Here is a 21,549-nt window from a genome sequence, read left to right on the forward strand (position 1 = left end):
GCGCAATATCCATGAGTTTTCTAGCTTCTGATTCAGTCCAGTACTGATGCTCGACGTGGCCAACAATTCAGAGTAAAATCGACAACATCATGATCGGTTCGTTCGTCCCCTTGAGGGGCGGGCGAGCCGATTTTCTTCACTCTTGGAGGCAGAGTGGCTGATTACGAAAAACCGTGGCTCACTATCGTGTGAGCTTTAGCGATAAGTGGCGGTCTTCTGTGAATGCTCGATGGCGGTCTTCGAATCGTTGGTTAACGGCTACTCAGAGAGAGCGTGCCCGCCTATAGAAGGTTGCTCGAGACATTCCGAGATCTCGAGCAACCTGCGCGGCTGGTTCACCGCTGTCGACCAATCGAATCGCATTACGGATCTGGCTGTCGGTGATCCGGCGCGGTCGGCCACCTAAATCAAGCCCGGCGTCACGGCGTTTCTTGATGGAGCCGGTGATTCGCTCCCGTTTGATCTCATGCTCCATCTACGCCAGTGCGGCCATAATGGTGAACATCATTGACCCCATCGGGGTGGCGGTGTCAACATCTCCTCCGCCGAGATTGAGGACTCGCAAGCCGGCCCCACGACTTCGAAGCTCTTCGGCGAAAGTGAGCATGTTCTGGGTCGATCGGCCTAAACGATCGAGAGTGGTAATGACGAGAGTGTCACCTTCGATAAGTGCTGCGAGTGCTCGCTCGAACTCAGGTCGTGAGGCTCGCGCTCCAGAGGCGCCGTGGTCGATATAGAGATCATCGCGTCGGACTCCGGCAGCGAGGAGGTCGGTTGGTTGCCGATCAGTGGATTGGTCGCGAGTGGAGACGCGCGCGTATCCGATTAGTTTCGCCATGTGGATGCTCCAAGGTGTCTCATAACTAAAGATGATTACACCGATTCAATCCTAAGGTTACAAGACATAGTTATAAGAATCTCTCACCTAGCTAACGATGCCGAGAATCCGCAGAGGTCACTCGATCCGGCAGCCCAAGTCTGGGACGCCGGTGAGACGTCTCGTATCCCTAGGTGTCAGTTTCAGAAGCTGTCTGCACTGATGTCAGAAGTCATCTGCACACGGCTAGAGAATGGCGACCACGAACACAAGGACCACGATTCACCTACACAAACCCGATGGATTCCTACTTTCAGGCAGTGCTGGAACTGGTCGCTGTCCTGGCCTGATCGACTACACAGCAACAGACTGTCACCCGTGCGGTTGCGCAGGGGTGACAGTCTGTTGCTGTTCTTAGCGTGATTAGGATCGTGGGTTTCTAGTCCCTAGATCTTCGCTACTGCTTGCTGGTCATTTGGCGGGCTGAATTTCGCTCTCGGTAACCCATTTGTGGTTGGTCATTGTCATATCACCCATGTCGAGGTCGACCATGTAGACGGTCTCATCAGTCGAAGAGTCGATTGTTGCCTTGGCCCCTTTCATTCCGGGCATGTGATCAGCATCGACAACGACCTCCGTGCCTTCCTTCAATGGCGGCTTGCCTGGGTTCTCCAGCTCTTCCTGTACGACCCATTTGTGGTCAGTGACTGGGTCACCGCCATCGGTAGGTGTGTAGCTGATCGAATATGTCGTGGTGTCGAAGGCACCCGAGATCGTCGCATCTGCTCCTTCCATCCCCTCCATATGGTCAGCAGTCAGCACGACGTCATCACCCACGGCGTACTTGGGATCGGCGGCCTTCTTGATGCCTTTTGGAGGCTGACCACCATCGGCGGCATGTGCATGACTCTCACTCGATGGTGATTTGGTCTGTGTCTGGTCTTGAGATTGAGGAGGTGATTCGTCTTCGTCGGGACTGTCGGTGCACCCTGACAGTGCCAGAGCTCCTGCGGTTGCAATGGCTGCGATGGTTGTCAGTGTGGTGGACTTCTTCATACTTCTCCTTCTATTTCTCGTGCCCTAAGGGCCCGCTTTCTCAACAATGTTCGACCTAGTGGCATGGTGGACTGACTCAGTTGCGGGTCTTCGTCGGTGAGGCTGTCAGGAATGGTGCGATGCGCCCATTCGAGTGGAGGTGCCAGACCTGCTGGCTGGTGCAGGGGCGAGTTGTGCTGGGTCGAGATCGATGCGGCGCAAGAGTTGTGCGTTGAGTGCGACGACGATCGTGGACAGGGACATCAGGATGGCCCCGACTGCCGGGGACAGAACGAAGCCGATGGGGGCCAGGACTCCGGCTGCTAGGGGCACTGCGAGGACGTTGTAGCCGGTGGCCCAGGCCAGGTTTTGCAGCATCTTTCGGTAGCTGGCTCGTGAGAGATCGATCATCGAGAGGACTGCCCTGGGGTCGTTTCCGGCCAGGACTACCCCGGCTGATTCCATGGCCACGTCCGTGCCTGCACCGATCGCAATACCGACTTCGGCGCGGGCCAGGGCCGGGGCGTCGTTGACGCCGTCACCGACCATGGCCACGGCCTGTCCACGGTCTTGGAGCTCGGCAACTTTGGTGTCCTTGTCTTGAGGGAGGACGTCGGCGAAGACCTCGTCGATTCCGAGATCCTTAGCCACTGCGTCAGCGACTTGCCGGGCATCACCTGTGATCATGGCAACAGCAACCCCACGCTCGTGCAAGGCCGCAACGGCGGCGCGTGATTCGGGGCGGACCTGATCTTCTAGGGCCAGTGCCCCGATGATCTGGCCGTCGCGGACGACGTGCAGGATGCTGGCTCCTCGGCTGGCCCAATCGCTTGTCTGGTCGGCAACATCGCTCGGCGCCCTCAGGCTGAGTTCGCGCAACATGTTTGGTCCGCCCACAGTGATCTCGGTGCCGTCGACTTGAGCGCGCACGCCTCGACCGGTGGCTGAGCTGAAATCAGTGCCAGTCAGACCGAACTGGGATGCCTCAGCGTTGTCACCGGCGGCTGCGACGATGGCACGAGCTACTGGGTGTTCACTATCAGCCTCGGCTGCGGCGGCCAATGCCAACAGTTGCCCCTCGGTGATGCCGGAGGCTATTGCGGTATCAGTCACGGCGTGAGCGCCTTCGGTGAGGGTGCCGGTCTTGTCGAAGAGGACCACATCGATGGTGCGCATGCGCTCCAGGGCAATACGATTCTTAATCAGCACTCCCGCCTTGGCGGCTCGTTCGGTTGAAATGGCAATGACAAGCGGAATAGCCAGGCCTAGAGCGTGGGGGCAGGCGATAACGAGAACGGTCACGGTCCGGATGACCGCATCATCGGGTTGGCCCAGCAGGAGCCAGACGATAAACGTGATGATGCCCGCACCCAGGGCGAACCAGAATAACCAGGCGGCTGCTCGGTCGGCCAGTGCTTGGGCTCGTGATGATGATTGTTGGGCTTCGGCGACCATGCGTTGGATGCCGGCCAACGCGGTGTCGTCGCCGACGGCTTCGACGGAGACTCGCACGGAGTTGTCTGTCGCAACTGTCCCAGCGACCACGGGATCGCCGATCTCGCGGGCCACGGTCTTTGATTCCCCGGTGATCATGGACTCGTCGAATTCCGCAGTCCCTTCGACGATGTTGCCATCAGCAGGTACGCGAGCACCGGACCTGACGAGGACAATGTCTCCGGCTGCCAGGTCGCTAATTGGCACGGTCACAGTTCCGGAGTCGGTGATCTTATCGGCTTCATCGGGGAGGAGTTCGGCGAGTGCGTCGAGGGCACCAGAGGCCGCACCCAGGGCACGCATCTCCATCCAGTGGCCCAGCAGCATGATGACGACGAGGAGAGCCAGCTCCCACCAGAAGTCGAGCATGAATCCGCCGATACCCAAACTGGTCACCCATGAGGCGACAAAGGCGACGGTGATGGCCATCGCGATGAGCAGCATCATTCCGGGCTGTTGGGACTTCAGCTCCGACCAGCCACCGGTGAGGAACGGCTTACCGCCGTAGATGTAGATGATGGTGCCCAGTATCGGCGGGATCCAGTGCGCTCCGGGGAACTCAGGGATCGTGTATCCGAGGAGACCGGCGAACATCGGGCTGAAGAATACGACCGGAATCGAAAGGATGAGGCTGAGCCAGAACTTATTTTTGAACATCGCGGCGTGGTCACCATGACCGGCATGACCTCCGTGATCGGTGTGATCACCATGTTCGGTATGGGACGAATGGTCATCGGGGTTGTGATGACCGGGGCTGGTGGACTCTGTCCGGGATGCCTCAGCCCTGGCGTGATCGGGTTTTTGCATGCCGGGCTGGTGGTTGTGGTGGTGTGGGCTGCTCATGATGGCCTCCTGTAAGCGGCGCGGGAGCGAAGGTGATGTTGAGGGGGTTTCAGGTGCGCATGAGCCTGCCGATGGCTTCGGAGACTTCGTCGAGCTTTTCGTCAGCTTCGGCCCCGCCGGTCTTGGCGGCATCGGCGACGCAAGTGCGTAGATGGTCATCGAGGAGCCCGCGGGCGACATTGCGCAGGGCCGACTGGATTGCCGAGACCTGGGTCAGGATGTCGATGCAGTACTTCTCCTCATCGACCATGCGCTGGATACCCCGGACTTGTCCCTCAATGCGAGAGAGACGTCTTTCGTACTGCTTCTTGTCCTGGATGTAACCGTGTTCGTGGCCAGTGGTGTGGCAACTGGCAGTCTGGTCGACCGCTGGAATTTCGGATGGCTCGCCGGCGGCCATGAGAGAGGGGTCGGTGGTAGTCATTAGTGACTCCTTGGGTTTCATCTGCTGTTGGTCGACCGCTCATCGGGTGATTGTTGCGTGTCGTGAACGTACGTAGTCGCAGGCTGTTGCTGACAACGACGACGTTGGAGAATGCCATCGCAGCACCTGCGGTTGTGCAGGCGAAGGGTAACTAGTGGGAACTTGGTGGCGGGTACAGCGTTCAGTGCGCCCCAACTTACGCCGGCTCTGCCTGATACCCGGCTTCTTTGACCGCGTTGATGACAGCTTCGGGCGCGATTCCCATCTCTGAAGTGATGACAAGTGTCCCGGACTCGTGTGACACATCAACCTCGGTTACGCCTGGAATTTCCTGGACTTCTTCGCGCACTGACATCTCGCAATGCCCGCACGTCATCCCAGAAACCTTGAACTCGATTGTTTGTGCCATGGAAACCTCTTCTCAGCGATACCGCGGGTGGGTATCCGTGGCTGACTTTATACCCATAGGGGGTATATTTGTCAACCAGTTGGATAGTTGTCGATAGTGCCCCACAGCCCAGACAAAGAGACTACTGGAGGTGGGTGTGATGATAACGGCGACGATCCCAAGCAGGACTTTCCGTGTTCGGACGCACGAATCGAATGTAGCTGAAATCCTCAGATGTCCGTCATTTGATATACGGTGTCTGCTGAATGAGACACACTTCGCGGTACGCCCTCCATTGCGAATACTGACCCTTAGCAGAAACAGGACTTTCGACAAAGAATCGAGATGATGTGAAACGCCTAGTAATCGCCGCAGCGACCCTGGTACTAACACTGACCGGATGCTCGTCAGCTGATGCGGACCCTCCGGCGGAAACAACCCAAGCCGCATCGTCAGATCTTCTTGCCGACTATGGTCTCGCTGAGATGAATGCCAGCGAAGCCATTGATCATCTCGACCGGATCAAGGTGGCCAATCGTCCCACTGACCTGCTGGCCTCCGTTGAACCAGACCAGTTGGTGCTCACCGATGAAGAGCAGGAAGTGACCCTGGATATGCCAGACGACTCCACCTACATCTCTATTGCCCCGTATGAGAATCAAAGTCACGAGTGCTTCTACCACAGCCTGACAACCTGCCAAGGTGAGCTTGCCAATGAGAGAGTCACCGTTCAGATCACCGACGACTCCACTGGCGACGTTATTGTCGACGAGAAAGCAACGACGTACGATAATGGTTTTGTTGGTTTCTGGGTACCCAGAAACCTCGAAGGCACCATTGAGATCAGCCACGATGGAATGGTCGGTACGACAGACTTCTCCACCAGCGATGACGGTGCCACATGCATCACCGACCTCCAGGTCGCTTAACAGGGTGCCTCGGCCTGCTTTCCTTGATCGGCAGTGATCGCGCCACCGGGTAGCCCTCATCGGCGCCAAAGTCGGCCCCGCCTGGCAGATATCATGCTTAGCACGCTCCTGAGTTCCGAAGCCCTGAGCAAGTAACAAGCCAGCACGTAACCGAGGAGCATGGAAGGGACGACTGCAAGCATTGCGAAGAAGGCACCCCCTCGGCTGGTATCCAACTCGGGCCCCACCAGTGCGAGCACGGCCCACCCAGCTCCAGCTGCTAACGCTGCAGCGACCGCGAACTTCAGATGAGCTAGCAGCAGCGACCGGCCTCCGAGGCGGCCAATCTGACGACGCATTTGGAGAGCAGTCAAGACCACAGCCAGGACATAACCGAGGCTCATCGAGGCCCCGATCCCGGCAACTACCAGCTCTTGCGGGAGGAACGCAGCCGCGCCGACTCCCGCGGTAGTGAGCAATACTTGAAAAATCCTGATAAAAAACGGGGTTCGGGCATTCCCGTAGGCGTAAAACCCTCGTTGGAATAGGTAGCTGGCGCTGAACGGCACTAGACCGATCGCCATGGCTTTGATGACCAACCCGATGGCTTCTGCCTGCTGACCGCTACCGCCTCCCAACACCATCGCGACCTGATCGGAGAGCACGATGAGAGTCACCGAGGCGAACACATTGACCAACCCGACCACACGAACGCTCTTGGTCAAGTTGCTGCGGATACCGTCGGTGTCGTCGTCGGCTACAGATCGGCTGAGTGCGGGCAGCAAGGCAGTCGCCAATGACACAGCGACGATCGAATGGGGCAGCATGAAGACCAGGTAGGACAGTGAGTAGGCAGCGTTGGAGGCGATTGCTTCCTCGCCCGTACTCGTTGCTGTCGATGCCACCTGGGAGATCACGATAAACCCGAGGTGTCCAACAAGTAGTGAAGCGAAGGCCCAGCCTGCAACCCGGGCGGCGTTGCCCAGCCCTCTTCCGCGGAAACCAAAGGTAGGTGTGTAGCGAAACCCGATGCGTCTCAGCGACGGGATCAGAATAAGTGCCTGGCAGGCCACTCCCACCGTCGCGCTACCCGCTAAGAGCGCGATCTTTGCCCCATTCCAGCTGCCGATGGGATGTTGGCCGGTCTCGCCGGGACCGAAGAGGGCGATGAAGATGATCAGACCGACCATGGCCACTACGTTGTTCACAACCGGCGCCCACATATAGGGCCCGAATGACGATCTCGCGTTGAGCACCTGCCCCAGTACCGTGTAGAGGCCGTAAAAGAAGAGTTGCGGCAAGCACCAGATGGCGAAGGCGATCGCCAGCGCGGTCTGCTCGGCAGGCCAGGTGGGAGCTGAGTAGATTCGAATGAGTATGGGCGCGCACAATGTTGCGGTCACTGTGAAAGCAATCAGCATGAGCAGGGCAAAAGTCAGGAGCCTGTTGATGAAGTCCCGACCTTCGTCGTGATGTTTGCTGGCGGCTACGAGTTGGGGAACGAGGACCGCGTTGAGCACTCCACCAGCCAAAAGCATGTACAGCGTATTGGGGACTTTATTGGCGACGTCGAAGGCATCTGCGGCGCCCCCGATTGTGACGCCAACTGCCATCGCCAGCAAAATGATTCTGGCGAACCCGAGAATTCGTGACACGACCGTGCCAATGGCCATTACAGCCGACGATCTTGCCAGCGCTGAGTCTTTCACGTCAGCCATCCGCTCTCCTCAAGTTGCTGTCTTAAATCCGGGCAGCAACCGGATCGTCTACAAGAGTAGATGATTTGTGTCTACAGTCGTAGACTTGCTCTTATGAGCACTCCACCAACACTAGGATTACGAGTACGGGCGATGGAAATGTCCGATCTCTCCTTCGTATGTGCATCGATGCGCGAGCATTTGCCGGGCGGATTCTTCGCTGAGCTCGGAGACGGCTTCCTCTCGGCATATCTACGCACCTATGCGACCAGCCCTTCGGGATGTGCGTTTGTTGCCGAAGTTGATGGAAGGCAGGTCGGGTTCCTCGTTGGCTCAGTGGATCGCGAAGCGTATCGTCACCACGTGATGCGCGCAGACCGCGGACGTCTCCTTCGGAGAGGAATCCTCAGCCTGGCTCTGCGCCCAAGCCTGGCGATTCGTTTCGCCCACACTCGAATGAATAGATACTTGCGAGGTCTGCGGCGATGTTCCAGAGTCGGGTCTACTTCTCCCAGTGACAGTCGACTCGGCATCCTGTCCCACATCGCAGTAGCTACCGATGCCCGCGGTGCGGGCGTCGGCAGGGATCTCCTGGACAGTTTTCTGACTGTCTGTTCTGCTCACAAAACACCGCGCCTTCAGCTGTTTGTGGACCCGTCCAACACTGGGGCGCGTCAGTTTTATCAATCGAACGGATGGACCGATGCGAGCCAGCAAACCGATGCCGACGGTCGGCAGTGGAACACCATGGAAATGACCCTCGAGGCGTGATCACCTCGATCCGGAATGCAGCGCTACTCATTGGCGGGGCATGCCTGAGCGTGTCAGTCCTCGGGTGTACAAGCATGGATGCTGCCGACCAGCCAAAATCACAGTCCTCAGAGTCGTCAACAATCTCTGCTCTACCTGATCCAACGCCCTTTACGGTAGAAGAATATGAACCGGTAGCCGAATTGAAACAGGCGGCAGTCGACTTTCTGGAATCTGCTCTGACAGTCGATGCCAATGATGCAGCGATACCCTCTCGCGAACGCGTTCCTCCCGAGCTCGCAAGCGATACGGCATTTGATGACCTTGCACCATTGCTTGGAGACAACGCGATCTCGACAGAGGTCGTGTACCCGCAGCTCGGAGGTCTCACCCGAACGAAAGCCTCAATCATCGCCTTGGTTGACACTCAAAGGTTCGAGAATCAGCAGATTGTGCGCACCACCCGTGTCCTTGACCTCAGGCTGACGCGCTCCGACGGCAAATGGACAGTCACAGCAGTCAAGTCAACGGGAGGAAACTTGAAAGGATCCGGCCCGACTCAGCCGACAGATTCATCAGAGCCGTCTAGTGAGCTCGTGGCTCAGGTGCTGGAAGACGATAACATCGCTCTTACCGATACCTCGATCCAAGATCTCCTTGAGGGAGACATTGACGCAAGAGTCCTGGAAGTTGTTCGAGGCTTTGCGCGCGACCATCAGCTCAGTGTCGCTGTCCTGCGCACTGGTCACCCCCGAGATGTTTTTGGTACCGACCGGCAGAGTAACCACACTCGCGGAAAAGCAGTCGACATCTGGGAGATCGATGGAAAACCTGTGTCGTACTACGCTCAGCAGTCGGCTGATGACAATCCGGCCCGAGCACTCATGGAAGCTGCGTTGGCAGATGGCAGTGACGAGGTCGGCGGACCGTGGGCATTCGCGACCCGCGACGGTGCAACCTTTTCCAACATCGTTCATCAAGATCACATCCATATCGGCTACGAGAACTAAAATACGTTTGCTCTACACTGGTAGACGGCTCGTCTGAAAGGGGCACTCTTCGATGGCGCGTAGAAAGCTTGGCCAGTTGGAGGCTGAGACCCTTGCGGTGCTCGCTGGACAAGATCGTCCGGTGACCATTCCTGCTTTACTTGAGGGCCTCGTCGGGCCTCCGGCACGCACTACCGTCCACACTGTCCTCGCCCGTCTGATCGATAAAGGCATGGTCAAGCGAACGCTACAAGGCAGAAGCTATGCGTATGAACTGACCGTTGACGAGTCAGAGGTCGCCGCGGAGAAGATGTTTTCTCCGTTGAGGTCGGCGAACGATCCAACGCTTGTGCTGAGTCAGTTCGCTCGTGGCCTTGACTCCGATGAATCCGAAATGTTGCGACGAATACTGCGTGACAGCCCAGAGACGTCATGACAGATTTGACCCTCTTCCCGCTGCTGGGCTTGGCAGTACTGACATACGTCAGTTCCTGGTTCAGCCTGCGAACGCACCCGGCGTGGACTGCCCGGACGTTGGCGCTGTTGGCGCTGGCCACTTTGGTATCGCTGGTTGCTGTGGCGTTGACGGCTATTGCCACCTTCTTCACCCAACTCGTTCCCCACCATGTCGTCCACTCCAACCTCATGCTCAGCCTGATCTCTGCGCATGGGGGAGTCAGCTTCGTGATGGGACTGCTGGCTCTGTGCCTTGTTCTTCTCGCCACCATTCGCTTGGCGGTGCTGGCAGTGAAAGGGGTGAAGGAGCGCACACAACTGCCTCACGGTGGAATAGTCGCAGATAGCGAGCCTTTCGCGCTTGCCATTCCCGAGCGAGGTGGGAGGATTCTCATCTCCACTGCACTGAGAGACCTCCTGACGCGGGAGGAACTGGCCGTTGTTTATCAACACGAGCAAGCACATCTGGATCGCAAGCACCACGTGTATATGGGAATCGCCCACGCTTTGGTGGCCGTCCTTCCTGTGCTGTCCCGGCTCGAACCTGCGATGCGACTGGCAGTGGAACGATGGGCCGACGAAGAAGCTGCAACTGTCGTTGGTAACCGTCGCCTCGTCGCTGAAACCATTGGAAAAGTAGCGCTCTCTCGCACAGTTTCGCCTTCTGCCAATGGGCTTGGCGTCGCGGACCACGAAGTCAGCCGGAGAGTTCAAGCACTCCTGGACCCGGATGCATCACAGGGACGACTGCAAGGGACAGCAGTCTTTGGCGGATCTGGCCTCGTTGCAAGCGGGCTGGCAAGTTCTCCGTTACAGCTCCACCACCTAATGACCTTAGTGGCCCTCTAGCGTCGTCTCCGCTTCGGATCGGAGATAGAGGGGACGCAGCAGTATCCGCGAAGCAAATCTTCTTCGGAGCCGTACGTTTTCTCACCTTGAAAATCGCTACTTGCCGTCCCTGGGAGAACGGGGCGACGACCAGCCTGACGCCCGCAACCATCGTTGCCATCCAGCAAATAGACTGATTTCTCCACACCCGTTCGCGTGCGGGCGCTTCTACCTCTGGAGAAGCTTGGCCCCGTCGGGTCGCAGCTCACCGGTCGGAGAGACATGACGGTAGAGAGTCTGACGGGTCACTCCGAGTTCTTTGCATAAGCCTGCAACATTGGTGCCAGATTGCCCCATCGACGCCATTGCCAGTCGAACTTTGGCGGGTGTCATCTTGAAAGGCCTGCCACCCTGACGACCGCGGGCGCGAGCCGAAGCTAGGCCAGCTTTGGTGCGCTCAGAGATGAGTTCACGTTCAAACTCAGCCAACGCCGCAAAGATACCGAACACTAGTTTGCCCGACGCTGTGGTCGTGTCGATCGCAGCCCCTTGGCCAGTTAGCACTTTGAGCCCCACCCCCCGCTCGGTGAGGTCGTGGACGATATTGACCAGATGACGCAGGTCTCGGCCAAGGCGGTCGAGCTTCCACACGATCAACGTGTCACCGGCACGAAGAGCCTTGAGACACGCAGCAAGCTGCGGTCGATCCTCCTTCTTCCCGGATGCCTTGTCTTCGTAAAGATGTTCCCGAGAGATGCCGGCGCCAATCAGTGCATCAAGTTGGAGATCGGTCGCTTGAGATCCGTCGGCCTTCGACACTCGCATGTACCCGATCTCCACGACACAGCCTCCATCACTTATTCGTTCGTTTATATGACACCAGAGCTATTGCGTCACCGCCATCAGGAAACTGTCATTTAACCCGTTAATTATTCTAAGTATCGCAGACGGTGCGGACGAGAGTTATTGTGACATGTCGGCGCGGATGCGGTGTCGTGATGAGAGTAAACCAACTCGAGACAATCACTGACGCCGTCGTCGAAGCCGCTACAAGTATCCTTGCCATCGGCAGCTAACGCCAGTATGCGATGAACAATCACCGCCATTACCGCTGAAGCTCACAGCTGTGTAGGGTAGGCGCGTAGGCTTTGGTTAGAAGCGCGTCCTTGCCTAAGACGCCGAGGGAGGACATTCAATGGCAGATTTCACCTGGGTTCCCACCCAAGCCCCCTCGATTGAGACCTTCCTTGGCTTCGAGCTACAACCAATCCCGGTCATCCCCGTCCTCGCCGGGATTATCGCCCTATTCTACATCATCGGATGGATCCGCCTCGCAGTCCAGGGACGCCGCTGGCCAGTCTGGCGAGGAATCCTATTCCTCCTCGGCTGCCTACTGCTCGCTGCAGTCATGGGGCTGGCGATCGAAGGATACGGGCAAGTCATGTTCTCAGTCTTTATGTTCCAGCAGATGACGCTCATGATGGCGGTACCACCTCTTCTACTCCTTGGTGCTCCAGGGACCCTTCTTCTACGTTCGTCACCGCGGAATCTACCGGGGCGAATCGTTCTCAAACTCGCAATCTTCGGTCTACGCTCGTGGGTGGGCAAGGTCGTTGTCCACCCGCTGTTCTCGATTCCTCTATTTCTCGTGCTCTTCTATGGCCTCTACCTCTCGAATGCTGCGAATTTCGTGCTGAGCTCAGGCATTGGTGGCCATATCGGCCTTGAACTCGTCTTCCTGTTCACTGGAATCATCTTCAATGCGACGCTTATTCCGGCAGACCCGCTTCCTGTGCCCGAGTCTCACGTTGTACGGATTTTTCATTCTTTCCTCGAAGCCGGCCTTCACGCGTTCTTCGGTGTCATTGTCATGATGGCAACTCTGCCTTTAGTCGACCGATTCACCCAGATGCCAGCAAGCTGGGGCATCGACGTGATGGAGGACCAGAAGCTTGCGGGCGGTATTGCTTGGGCCTACGGCGAGGGGCCAGCGGTGGCAATTCTCCTCGTCGTACTCATTACTTGGTCCCGTCAGGAGTCGAAGAACAATGCATCCCGTGATCGCGAAGTCGCGCTTCACGGAGACAAAGACCTTGATGCCTACAACGAATACCTCAGGGCACTCAACCGCGGTGAGATCACGATCTGAACACCCAAACGCACTCCCATGACGAGCAGCACCTGGTACAGCTCAGTTCTATTTTCCAGTCAACGCATTCCTGCATCCTTCGCAAAGTCAACATGCACTGTATAGTCAGTGAATGCTGACTATAGTCCGTTGTGTCGCTGTAAAGAACCGATCGGTCTCCTGCCATGCCGTAGCGTTTGACCTCGGTCTCACGCGGGCGAACGAGACGAATTTTCTGGCGAATCTGTGACCCTGGTCGGCGGCAGCTCTCGCCCTTTCTGCCGCTCTTGGGCAGCACGGACGCAACGTGACATTCCTGGGCAGCCACAAAGGCGGCCGAAGGGCGTGCACTGGCGACCACGACGGGCAGTCATGGCTAACCCCAGACCCAGCACTGGTACTCTAATCCCGTTGTCTACAGGAGGTAGAAATTGGCTCTCACAGTGATCCCGCGGCCCACGAACCGGATGTTGACCGTTCTCGCACTGGTGTTGGTAGCTTTCCTGCTGCCGGTCGCACCGGCCTCGGCACACGAAACCGTGACCGGGACAAACCCCGAAGACGGGCAGAAACTCAGTACCACCCCCGAAGCCATCGAAATTTCGTTTAGCGATACTCCGCTGTCGATGGGATCGAAGATCCAAATCACCGACTCTTCAGGCACGAACTGGGCCAAAGGAGATGTCGAAATCGATGGCGACGCGGCTGTTCAACCCATTAAGTCCGGGGCGCCTGCCGGAGAATACACAGTGACCTGGCGAGTGGTCTCGTCCGATTCTCATCCGATCGACGGCACGTTCTCCTTCACCGCGACGAACGGTGCCAGCCCCTCCTCGGCCCCTAGCCCCAAACAGACAGAGAACGACTCCTCGGCCCCAGAACCCTCGCAAACGGAAACCGCGCAGGCTGCTGACGAAGAGGACTTGAAGTTCCCCGCGAGCTTCATCGTCGTTTGGATCCTTCTCTTTGTCGCAGCGGTGCTCGTCATCGTCACGCTCGTCTTGCAACAGAAGCATAAAAGGCAATGAAACATGAACCAGCACTTTGAGCGGCGAGTCCACACTGATGAATAGTACGACTCCCGGTCGTCCGGCCACGAGCGGGCGCTGGCAATCCATAGTGTGGCTTCTGGCTACTCTGGCTGTTGCCGTCGCCGCTGTCATAGCAAGCGCGGCCTTCTCCGGTGCGGCAGCAGAACGTGAGGCGTTGGACCCCGGGGCATTTGTGCGGTGGGCGCTACCGATTGCCTTGACCGTGCATCATCTGGTGTTGGGGGTGGTCGTTGGCTGCCTGATCTTCGCGGCAACACTCGTTCCGTCCAAAGACACTGACACGACAGAAGGGTATTCGGCTGCCCATCCAGCATTCGCTCGCGTGCGAACCGTCGCCGTCGCCGCATCGTTCGTGTGGCTGGGTTCAGTGGTGGTGGTGACGGTGCTGACCTATGCCAATCTCGTGGGCCAGCCAGTATCGGGTAGTGCGGCCTTCTTAAGTCAGCTGGCCTACTTCCTCACTGACCTCATCGTCGGCCAAGCCTGGGGTGCAATCACCGTCATTGCCTTCCTCGTTTGCAACTTAGCCTTCTTCTTTCGCTCCACCACCGGCCTAGCGTGCACAGCCCTGCTCGCGCTGACTGCCATCGTCCCCATCTCGCTAATCGGTCATGCTGCAGGCAGCGACGACCACTATGCCGGTGTCGGTGCGCTGGCCGTGCACTGGCTCGGAGTCCTTGTCTGGGTTGGTGGTGTTGCAGCACTTGCCGTCACCATCCCCGTGCTGGCCTCAACGAGTACCATGCTTGTGACAAAATCGGTGATCGCCCGCTTCTCTGCACTGGCCGGGGTAGCGTTCGTCCTCGTCCTTAGCTCCGGTGTGATCAACGCTGCCCTCCGACTCGGCGAATGGGACGGGCTGCTGAGCCGCTACGGTCAACTGATCCTCATCAAGTTCTCCGCAACCCTGTTGCTCGGAGCCATCGGTTTCGCTCATCGCCGATGGGCCATGACTCAAGTCGGAAACAAGGCCGGCACACTACTTGCTTGGCGCTTGGTCATTGCTGAAGTCCTCATCATGGGCGCAGTCATCGGCGTCACCGCGGCACTGGGACGAACGGCCCCACCTGTCCCCCTGGAACTCGAGCCAGCGATCACCCCCGCCGAAGTCCTCACCGGCTATCCCGTGCCACCGGTCCTGACCGGGTACCGGTGGCTCAGCGAATGGCGGTGGGACTGGCTCTGGTTAGCGTTCATCCTCACTGTTGCCGCCGTCTATCTCCTCGGGGTTCGCAAGACTCGTATGAGCGGAGACAAATGGTCACGGAAACGCACTGTCAGCTGGTTAGCCGGCATTGTCCTGCTGGTTTATGTCACGTGTGGTGCCCCAACGATCTATGGCATGGTCCTCATCAGCGCCCACACCGTCATGCTTCTGGCCATCGCAGTGCTCATTCCTCTTCTCTTGGCGTTCGGCGCACCCCTGGACTTGTTGCGCCTGAGTGTGCCCCGGCGGACCGATGGTAGTCGGGGACCGAGGGAATGGATCGAGGCAAGCACCCCGATAGTCAGTTCCGTGGTCAGGAATCCGCTGTTCAGCGGTGCAGTTTTAGTCCTGTCGCTCATTCTGCTTTACTACACTCCGTTGTTGCGGCTGTCATTAGATTTCTGGATCGCCCACCAAGTCACCAATCTGTACTTCCTGATCATCGGATTCTGGTTCATGGCCTCGGTCATGCGGACTCGAATCAAGCCGCGAACACGTCTCCGGCAGATCCTTGCTGTTGCTGGGGTCGCAGGTATCCTCCTGCTCTGGGCCAATATGCTCGCATTCGGTGTGAGTCCAGTCCTCGAGGTGGACTGGTTCAGCAGCCTTGACCGAACATGGGGGCCGTCAATCGCCGTCGATCAGCAAAATGCGGGCACGGCAGTTCTCCTGATCGGGGTTGCGCCTCTGGCAGTTGTGCTCGCCACGTTCCTTCCGTACAAATCCCGCCTACCTTCCACCAGGCCTACAGACACCAGCCGGTCCTTACCCGATGTCTCGCACTGATCAGATGAAGCTGTTTACCATGACGAAGCGCAACTACTCCCGTGAAGAACCAACGTCGTAGTCGTTGTCGCACACGGTAGCGCTCCTGACGCAGTTGATGCATGCGCACAACTGATGGTCGAGTGAGACACGTTCTGTGCTTCCTCTTCAGCCATGGTTCAGATGTGTCGGTGAATGGTCGCTCAGACCACGGTGGAAAAGCCGCCAATGAGACCCTGCAGTCCGTTGACCCATTGAGTCCATACTCCAGTGATCAGGAGTATTCCGATTCCGATGAGAACGGCTCCTCCAGCACGGGTGATTGCTGCATGGTGATCTTTGACCCACCTCATGCGGCCGCCGCCTCTGATGAGTAGCAAAGAGACAAGCAGGAAGGGAATGCCAAGGCCCAGGCAATAGCTGAGGGTCAATATGGTCCCGCGAAGCAAGGCACCGGATCCTGTCGGCCCGAAACTCGTGGTCAAGGCAAGTACTGCCGCTAATGTCGGCCCCATGCACGGGGCCCAGCTGAACGCGAATGTTCCGCCGAGAAGCGGTGCTCCCCACAGTCCCGCCTGAGGGCGGCTCTTGATACGCCACTCCCGCTGGAGAAGACTCAACCCTCCCATGAAGATGATCCCTGCCACGATGACGATCGCACCCATGATGCGATTGATCACGTCCGCCCAGGCGCTGAGAAGTATTCCCGTGAGAGAAAAGACGAGTCCAATTGAGACGAAGACAGCCGAAAAGCCGAGCATGAACAAGAACACACCAATAACCACGCGGAATGTCTTCTGATCTTCGAGTGACTTCCCAGCAAGTCCAGTGACATAGCCAAGATAGCCAGGCACCAGTGGTAACACGCATGGCGACAGGAACGAGATGATCCCGGCAACCACGGCAATCGGGATCGCCAGCAGCATCGGGCCCGAGCTTGCTATCTGTGAGAACTGTTCACCGATCGTTGCCACAGCGATCACGTGTCCTTGGTGATTACATCGGAAATAAGGCCGTCGAGAGTCGAGCGATCGACGATCCCGACGACACGAGCAGCAGGACGACCCTTGGAATCGAGAACCACCGTCGAAGGCACAGCCTGAGGAGGCAGAAGACCGCTCAACGCCGCTACCGCCTGACCTTCCTTATCGAGCATGGAGGGGTAAGTGATGCCGAATTGTCGAGCAAATGCGTTGGCCGCGGGGGCTTCATCTCGGACATTGATGCCTAGGAAGGTCACTCCCTCCTCGCGGAACGATTCGTAGCTTTCCTGAAGGTCTGGTGCCTCTTCTCGACACGGTGGGCACGCTGCGTACCACAAGTTCAATACCACTGGACTGCCCTGCCATTCTTGCAAGTCGAAGGCATCCCCGTCCGTCGTTTTTCCAGCCAACTGCACAGGAGTTGAGCGTTCCGCTTCGGGAATCTGGGTGATCACCCCCGTGCCCGCCACGTACCCCTGATCATTTGATCCGGAAGTGTCCTCGACGCCTTTGTCGGCGGGAGCGCATCCGGTGATCGCACCCAGCGTGACCGCGAGCAAAGCGCTCCCGTAGGCCAGGCGGGAAAAGGATCGAAGTCGCGATCGCTGCGCATAGGTGTTTTGCACGTTGGCTCCTTGGGCAGTATGAATTCTTAAGATAATTCTACAATTCGTAGAAATCAGACTCGAATCACATGGCCTGCCAGCGGGGATATGGATCACAGCTGTCTAAGCTCACCGCCGAGCAGGCAGGAGGGTGATGGCCATTCCTTATTGGGCATATCCGCTTCCGCGCCGCAGCGCTTACCGTTGAGCCTCTTTGTGTACCACTGTGGGTCAAAAACGGCTTCACGGTATCGGTGATCAAGCATGCGACTCTAGATTACACATAGGTCAGCTGGCACTGTATAGTTCAGTACATGCTGACTATTGCTTCACGCCTCGACGTCATGAACCGGCTCGGCCGGGCTATGGCGGATCCGACGCGCTCCAAGATTCTGATGACGCTGCTCGACGCTCCGAGTTACCCGGCTGTGCTCTCTCGAGAGTTGGAATTGACGCGTTCGAACGTGTCGAACCATCTGACCTGCCTGCGCGATTGCGGGATCGTGGTCGCTGAGCCGGAGGGCCGACAGACGCGATACGAGATCGCCGATCCGCACCTCGCTGCTGCGCTCGTCGCGCTGGTGGACGTGACGCTGGCCGTGGATGAGCACGCGCCGTGCGTGGATTCGGCGTGCATAGTGCCGGGGTGCTGCGGAGCGGGGGCCGACGCGTGAGCGCGGCGTGCGGCTGCGAGCACGAGCCTGCTGCCACGGCGGGAGAGGAAATCGAAGAAGTAGAGAGGCCCTGGTGGAAGGATCGCGGAATCATGGTGCCGGTGTTCTCCGGCGTTGCGTTCCTGACCGGGCTGATCTTCGATTGGTCCGCCCTCGAGATCCTGGGGCTTGTGCTGTTCTGGATCGGTCTGTTGCTGGGCGCGTCGACGTTCACTCCGGGAGCGATCCGGAAGCTTTTCAAGGGCAAGCTCGGTATCGGGCTGTTGATGTCGATCAGTGCGATCGGCGCTGTCATCCTCGGGTATGTCGAGGAGGCTGCGGCTCTGGCGTTCCTGTATTCGATCGCTGAGGCGCTGGAGGATAAGGCGATGGACCGCGCCCGGGGCGGGTTGCGGGCGTTGCTGAAGCTCGTGCCGGAGACGGCGATCGTGTTGCGCGACGGCGTCTCCGTCGAGGTCCCCGCGAAGGAGCTGGTTGCCGGGCAAATCTTGCTCGTCCGCCCAGGCGAGCGGATCGCGACCGATGGGATCGTCCGCTCGGGGCGCTCCAGCCTGGATACGTCGGCGATCACTGGGGAGTCGATTCCGGTCGAGGTCGATCCGGGTGATGAGGTGTCGGCGGGCGCGATCAACAGCTCGGGCGCGCTGGAGGTCGAGACGACTGCGGCGGGCACCGATAACTCGCTGACCACGATCGTCGAGCTGGTGGAGCAGGCACAGACGGAGAAGGGCGAGCGTGCTCGTCTCGCGGACAGGATCGCCCGTCCACTGGTGCCCGGCGTTCTGATCCTCGCTGCGGTGGTCGCGATCCTTGGGTCGCTGTTGAGTGACCCGGATGTGTGGATCACGCGTGCGCTCGTCGTGCTGGTCGCCGCCTCTCCATGTGCGTTGGCGATCTCGGTGCCGTTGACGGTCGTCGCCGCGATCGGTGCGGCGAGCAAGTTCGGCGTGATCATCAAGTCCGGTGCCGTCTTCGAGCGCTTCGGCCCGATCCGGCACGTCGCCGTCGACAAGACCGGCACCCTGACCCGCAACGAGCCCGCGGTCACCGCCGTCCTGACCGTGGACGGCGTTGCTGAGACGCAGGCGCTGGCCTGGGCGGCGGCGCTGGAGCAGCACAGCACGCATCCCCTCGCGGCAGCGATCACGGCATCTGCACCCGGTGTGCCCGCAGCTGCGAACGTGACCGAGCAGACCGGATACGGCGTCGAAGGCATTGTCGACGGCGCTCGTATCACCGTCGGCAGCCCCCGCTGGCTCGACGCCGGCGAGCTCGGTGGCCAGGTCTCAACCCTGGAAGAGCAAGGCATGACCGTCGTGATCGTCCACCGCGACGGCTTCCCGGCCGCGGCGGTTGGTGTCCGTGATGAGCTGCGCCCTGAAGTCTCCGAGGTCGTCGGCACGCTCGCGGATCAGGGCATTGGGATGACGATGCTCACCGGAGACAACGCCCGGACCGCTGGTGCGCTGGCTGGCCAGGCGGGCATCAATGACGTGCGCGCGGAGCTGCGTCCCGAGGACAAGTCTGCTGCGATCGGTGATCTGTCGAAGGTGGGGTCAGTCGCGATGATCGGTGACGGCATCAACGACGCCCCGGCTCTCGCGGCCGCGGATATTGGCATCGCGATGGGAGCTACCGGCTCCGACGCAGCGATCGAGTCCGCCGACGTCGCCTTCACCGGCCACGACCTCCGCCTGATCCCGCGTGCGTTCGATCACGCCCGCCGTGGTCGGCGGATCATTAATCAGAACATCATTCTGTCGCTGCTGATTATCGCCGTACTGCTCCCTCTGGCCCTGTTTGGGGTCCTGGGGCTCGCCACTGTCGTCCTGGTCCATGAGGTCGCGGAGGTCGTCGTGATCCTCAACGGTCTGCGTGCTGCCCGCACCCGCAGATCACGATTGGAGAGCTGATGCTCACGACCATCGGATCAGCGATCGGACTGTTCGCTGCGACCAACATCGACGACATCGTCGTGCTCACAGTGCTGTTCCTCGCCTCTCGCCGAGGCCAGCTTCGTCCATGGCAGATCGTCGTGGGCCAGTACCTCGGGTTCATCACCCTCGTCGTGATCAGCGTGGTCGCTGCGCTCGGTCTCACGATCATCCCGGATGAGTGGGTGGGATTCCTCGGCTTGATCCCGCTCGGCATCGGTATCTGGGCCCTCGTGCGCGGCTTGCGCCGCAACGGCGATGACGATGACAAGATCGCCGCGGTCGGGCTGTGGGGCGTCGCCGGGATCACGATCGCCAACGGGGCCGACAATATCTCGCTCTACACGCCCATTTTCCGCACCAGCTCGCCCGGCGACGTCACGATCATGATCGTCGTATTCCTGATACTCGTCGCCGTGTGGTGCGCGGCCGGACGCCTAATCGGAACTCACAAGGCCGTCACCGAAACGCTCGAACGCGTCGAGCACTGGCTCGTCCCGGTCGTGTTCATCGGACTGGGCCTGTTCATCCTGGTCGAGTCCGGCGTCATCATCCGCCTCATCGAGGCCCTCGCATGACCCCGGACGCGACCTCCGACATTGAGCCGGCGTCGGTAGAGCCGCCGCAGAGGGGGCGCTGGCGGCTCACCGCAGCGTCGCTCCTGCTGGCCCTGGTCGTCGTCCTAATCGATCAGGGAACGAAAGCGTGGGCCCAGGCCACGCTCATCGAGGGTGAGCGAATCCCGCTGGTCGGTGACCTGCTGGGCTTGCAGCTCGCCTACAATCCCGGCGCGGCGTTCTCCTTCGGCGAGGGGTTCACCTGGGTGTTTGCTCTGGTGGCCGTGGCCGTCGCCATTGCCGCGCTTGTCTTCGCGTTTCGTGTCCGACGGCCCGGGTGGGCGGTGGGGATCGGTGCGCTCGGCGGGGCCGCCGCCTCGCACGCCGGAGACAGACTCTTCCGCCAACCAGGATTCGCGCAGGGGCACGTCGTGGACTTCCTCGCCTACGGCAACTGGTTCATCGGCAACATCGCTGACATCGTGATCGTCATAGTAGCGGTTGCAGGAACGCTCTTCATGATCCGCGACGACCAGAATTGAAATGATGACCAATCGAGATCAGGCTGCAGTATCTCGACGGCCGCTCGTACTGGGAGGTGCTCGACCGCAGGATCGCCGAAGCACTGTACGTGCGCACCAACGCGAGCAACTGAGCATCGAGAGTTCCGGCAGGCGGATCAGCATTTACAGTGAAGTCAGCCGCGGTCGAATTTACAATCACAATCGTGAGAACGATGCCCTAAGCCTGGATCCAGCCAAGACTGGGCGACCAGTAGTGACTGGATATGTCTTTTGGGTTCTGGATAGCATCATGATGCCTTCCGTTCTCCATCGCTGTTCTCAATATTGTGGCTTCCAGACTGGTGCATGAGATTGCAAGGGCGGTTGTCATTGTCATTGAGCGCAGATCCGTTTACACGAACCGCAGTTTTTCCACCCATCCGATGTGAGTGATGCCAGCATGATGCCATCCTCGAAGACCTACGTGAAAGTGAGCGACCGTTGAGCCGCAG

At 59.0% G+C, this 21,549-nt stretch carries 21 protein-coding genes and 1 pseudogene; 13 read left to right on the forward strand and 9 right to left on the reverse strand.

Features of this window, described 5'->3' with window-relative positions:
* Positions 1-262: 262 nt before the first annotated feature.
* The 3 genes and pseudogenes from PGC08_RS03050 to PGC08_RS03060 all read right to left on the reverse strand — a co-directional run bounded on the left by PGC08_RS03050 (position 263) and on the right by PGC08_RS03060 (position 4,003).
* Positions 263-838, reverse strand: a pseudogene (locus tag PGC08_RS03050) (recombinase family protein).
* 450 nt (positions 839-1,288) lie between these two features.
* Complete coding sequence (locus PGC08_RS03055) at positions 1,289-1,873, reverse strand: YdhK family protein (protein ID WP_009881640.1); 585 nt, start codon at positions 1,871-1,873, stop codon at positions 1,289-1,291.
* A gap of 105 nt (positions 1,874-1,978) precedes the next feature.
* On the reverse strand, positions 1,979-4,003 hold the full coding sequence (locus tag PGC08_RS03060) for a copper-translocating P-type ATPase (protein WP_425590853.1): 2,025 nt from the start codon (positions 4,001-4,003) through the stop codon (positions 1,979-1,981).
* A gap of 6 nt (positions 4,004-4,009) precedes the next feature.
* Between PGC08_RS03060 and PGC08_RS19515 the strand changes: the two genes are divergently transcribed.
* On the forward strand, positions 4,010-4,204 hold the full coding sequence (locus PGC08_RS19515) for a hypothetical protein (protein ID WP_425590852.1): 195 nt from the start codon (positions 4,010-4,012) through the stop codon (positions 4,202-4,204).
* Between the two features lie 34 nt (positions 4,205-4,238).
* Here the strand turns inward: PGC08_RS19515 and PGC08_RS03065 are convergent, their stop codons facing one another.
* Together PGC08_RS03065 and PGC08_RS03070 are read right to left on the reverse strand one after the other, a co-directional pair.
* Entirely contained in the window at positions 4,239-4,613 is a 375-nt protein-coding gene (locus tag PGC08_RS03065; protein ID WP_009881638.1) for a metal-sensitive transcriptional regulator, read from the reverse strand.
* Between the two features lie 196 nt (positions 4,614-4,809).
* Positions 4,810-5,022: a heavy-metal-associated domain-containing protein gene (locus tag PGC08_RS03070; protein ID WP_009881637.1), complete on the reverse strand. Its 213-nt coding sequence runs from the start codon at positions 5,020-5,022 to the stop codon at positions 4,810-4,812.
* Positions 5,023-5,351: 329 nt separating this feature from the next.
* Here PGC08_RS03070 and PGC08_RS03075 point away from each other — a divergent pair, with 329 nt between their 5' ends.
* The gene (locus PGC08_RS03075; protein ID WP_035278083.1) at positions 5,352-5,930 is read left to right on the forward strand and encodes a CueP family metal-binding protein; all 579 of its coding nucleotides are present in this window, start codon (positions 5,352-5,354) and stop codon (positions 5,928-5,930) included.
* Positions 5,931-5,986: 56 nt separating this feature from the next.
* Here PGC08_RS03075 and murJ read toward each other — a convergent pair whose 3' ends face one another.
* Positions 5,987-7,627, reverse strand: coding sequence for a murein biosynthesis integral membrane protein MurJ (gene murJ / locus PGC08_RS03080; RefSeq protein ID WP_009881635.1), 1,641 nt, complete (start codon positions 7,625-7,627; stop codon positions 5,987-5,989).
* A 93-nt stretch (positions 7,628-7,720) separates the two neighbouring features.
* Between murJ and PGC08_RS03085 the strand changes: the two genes are divergently transcribed.
* From PGC08_RS03085 to PGC08_RS03095, 4 genes are all read left to right on the forward strand, one after another.
* Entirely contained in the window at positions 7,721-8,377 is a 657-nt protein-coding gene (locus tag PGC08_RS03085) for a GNAT family N-acetyltransferase (protein WP_165770811.1), read from the forward strand.
* Positions 8,378-8,451: 74 nt separating this feature from the next.
* The gene (locus PGC08_RS03090) at positions 8,452-9,366 is read left to right on the forward strand and encodes a hypothetical protein (RefSeq protein WP_131259914.1); all 915 of its coding nucleotides are present in this window, start codon (positions 8,452-8,454) and stop codon (positions 9,364-9,366) included.
* A gap of 52 nt (positions 9,367-9,418) precedes the next feature.
* Positions 9,419-9,781, forward strand: a complete 363-nt coding sequence (locus PGC08_RS19520) for a BlaI/MecI/CopY family transcriptional regulator (protein WP_009881633.1) — start codon at positions 9,419-9,421, stop codon at positions 9,779-9,781.
* On the forward strand, positions 9,778-10,650 hold the full coding sequence (locus tag PGC08_RS03095) for a M56 family metallopeptidase (protein ID WP_009881632.1): 873 nt from the start codon (positions 9,778-9,780) through the stop codon (positions 10,648-10,650). Before PGC08_RS19520 ends, PGC08_RS03095 begins: the two co-directional genes overlap by 4 nt.
* Before the next feature lie 207 nt (positions 10,651-10,857).
* Here the strand turns inward: PGC08_RS03095 and PGC08_RS03100 are convergent, their stop codons facing one another.
* Positions 10,858-11,469, reverse strand: coding sequence for a recombinase family protein (locus PGC08_RS03100; protein ID WP_096146886.1), 612 nt, complete (start codon positions 11,467-11,469; stop codon positions 10,858-10,860).
* A gap of 355 nt (positions 11,470-11,824) precedes the next feature.
* Here PGC08_RS03100 and PGC08_RS03105 point away from each other — a divergent pair, with 355 nt between their 5' ends.
* The 3 genes from PGC08_RS03105 to PGC08_RS03115 all read left to right on the forward strand — a co-directional run bounded on the left by PGC08_RS03105 (position 11,825) and on the right by PGC08_RS03115 (position 15,802).
* Positions 11,825-12,778, forward strand: coding sequence for a cytochrome c oxidase assembly protein (locus PGC08_RS03105; RefSeq protein ID WP_009885553.1), 954 nt, complete (start codon positions 11,825-11,827; stop codon positions 12,776-12,778).
* A 410-nt stretch (positions 12,779-13,188) separates the two neighbouring features.
* A complete protein-coding gene (locus PGC08_RS03110; RefSeq protein ID WP_166826435.1) occupies positions 13,189-13,785 on the forward strand; it encodes a copper resistance CopC family protein in 597 nt (198 codons plus the stop codon).
* Positions 13,786-13,801: 16 nt separating this feature from the next.
* Positions 13,802-15,802, forward strand: a complete 2,001-nt coding sequence (locus PGC08_RS03115; RefSeq protein ID WP_228278183.1) for a cytochrome c oxidase assembly protein — start codon at positions 13,802-13,804, stop codon at positions 15,800-15,802.
* A gap of 182 nt (positions 15,803-15,984) precedes the next feature.
* Here PGC08_RS03115 and PGC08_RS03120 read toward each other — a convergent pair whose 3' ends face one another.
* On the reverse strand, positions 15,985-16,764 hold the full coding sequence (locus PGC08_RS03120) for a cytochrome c biogenesis CcdA family protein (RefSeq protein WP_009885369.1): 780 nt from the start codon (positions 16,762-16,764) through the stop codon (positions 15,985-15,987).
* On the reverse strand, positions 16,761-17,390 hold the full coding sequence (locus PGC08_RS03125; RefSeq protein ID WP_271709514.1) for a TlpA family protein disulfide reductase: 630 nt from the start codon (positions 17,388-17,390) through the stop codon (positions 16,761-16,763). The genes PGC08_RS03120 and PGC08_RS03125 overlap by 4 nt, the downstream gene beginning before the upstream one ends.
* Before the next feature lie 293 nt (positions 17,391-17,683).
* Between PGC08_RS03125 and cmtR the strand changes: the two genes are divergently transcribed.
* Genes cmtR through PGC08_RS03145 form a run of 4 tightly spaced genes read left to right on the forward strand, consistent with a single transcriptional unit; the run spans position 17,684 to position 21,076 of the window.
* Positions 17,684-18,043, forward strand: a complete 360-nt coding sequence (gene cmtR / locus PGC08_RS03130) for a Cd(II)/Pb(II)-sensing metalloregulatory transcriptional regulator CmtR (protein WP_009885367.1) — start codon at positions 17,684-17,686, stop codon at positions 18,041-18,043.
* Positions 18,040-19,956, forward strand: a complete 1,917-nt coding sequence (locus PGC08_RS03135) for a heavy metal translocating P-type ATPase (protein ID WP_029417811.1) — start codon at positions 18,040-18,042, stop codon at positions 19,954-19,956. The genes cmtR and PGC08_RS03135 overlap by 4 nt, the downstream gene beginning before the upstream one ends.
* Positions 19,956-20,555, forward strand: coding sequence for a cadmium resistance transporter (locus PGC08_RS03140; RefSeq protein ID WP_009885365.1), 600 nt, complete (start codon positions 19,956-19,958; stop codon positions 20,553-20,555). Before PGC08_RS03135 ends, PGC08_RS03140 begins: the two co-directional genes overlap by 1 nt.
* Positions 20,552-21,076 (forward strand): signal peptidase II, encoded by a 525-nt coding sequence (locus PGC08_RS03145; protein ID WP_009885364.1) that lies wholly within the window; start codon positions 20,552-20,554, stop codon positions 21,074-21,076. The genes PGC08_RS03140 and PGC08_RS03145 overlap by 4 nt, the downstream gene beginning before the upstream one ends.
* The last annotated feature ends 473 nt before the right edge of the window (positions 21,077-21,549 follow it).

This window comes from Brevibacterium sp. BDJS002, from assembly GCF_028201555.1.
Taxonomy (GTDB): Bacteria; Actinomycetota; Actinomycetes; order Actinomycetales; family Brevibacteriaceae; genus Brevibacterium; species Brevibacterium aurantiacum.

Coding starts and splice junctions, on each gene's coding strand:
- murJ (WP_009881635.1), bottom strand. CDS start 7,627: ATGGCTGACGTGAAAGACTCAGCGCTGGCAAGATCGTCGGCTGTAATG.
- cmtR (WP_009885367.1), top strand. CDS start 17,684: ATGCTGACTATTGCTTCACGCCTCGACGTCATGAACCGGCTCGGCCGG.
- PGC08_RS03060 (WP_425590853.1), bottom strand. CDS start 4,003: ATGTTCAAAAATAAGTTCTGGCTCAGCCTCATCCTTTCGATTCCGGTC.
- PGC08_RS03065 (WP_009881638.1), bottom strand. CDS start 4,613: ATGACTACCACCGACCCCTCTCTCATGGCCGCCGGCGAGCCATCCGAA.
- PGC08_RS03145 (WP_009885364.1), top strand. CDS start 20,552: ATGACCCCGGACGCGACCTCCGACATTGAGCCGGCGTCGGTAGAGCCG.
- PGC08_RS03095 (WP_009881632.1), top strand. CDS start 9,778: ATGACAGATTTGACCCTCTTCCCGCTGCTGGGCTTGGCAGTACTGACA.
- PGC08_RS03055 (WP_009881640.1), bottom strand. CDS start 1,873: ATGAAGAAGTCCACCACACTGACAACCATCGCAGCCATTGCAACCGCA.
- PGC08_RS03070 (WP_009881637.1), bottom strand. CDS start 5,022: ATGGCACAAACAATCGAGTTCAAGGTTTCTGGGATGACGTGCGGGCAT.
- PGC08_RS03140 (WP_009885365.1), top strand. CDS start 19,956: ATGCTCACGACCATCGGATCAGCGATCGGACTGTTCGCTGCGACCAAC.
- PGC08_RS03090 (WP_131259914.1), top strand. CDS start 8,452: ATGGATGCTGCCGACCAGCCAAAATCACAGTCCTCAGAGTCGTCAACA.
- PGC08_RS19520 (WP_009881633.1), top strand. CDS start 9,419: ATGGCGCGTAGAAAGCTTGGCCAGTTGGAGGCTGAGACCCTTGCGGTG.
- PGC08_RS03105 (WP_009885553.1), top strand. CDS start 11,825: ATGGCAGATTTCACCTGGGTTCCCACCCAAGCCCCCTCGATTGAGACC.
- PGC08_RS03085 (WP_165770811.1), top strand. CDS start 7,721: ATGAGCACTCCACCAACACTAGGATTACGAGTACGGGCGATGGAAATG.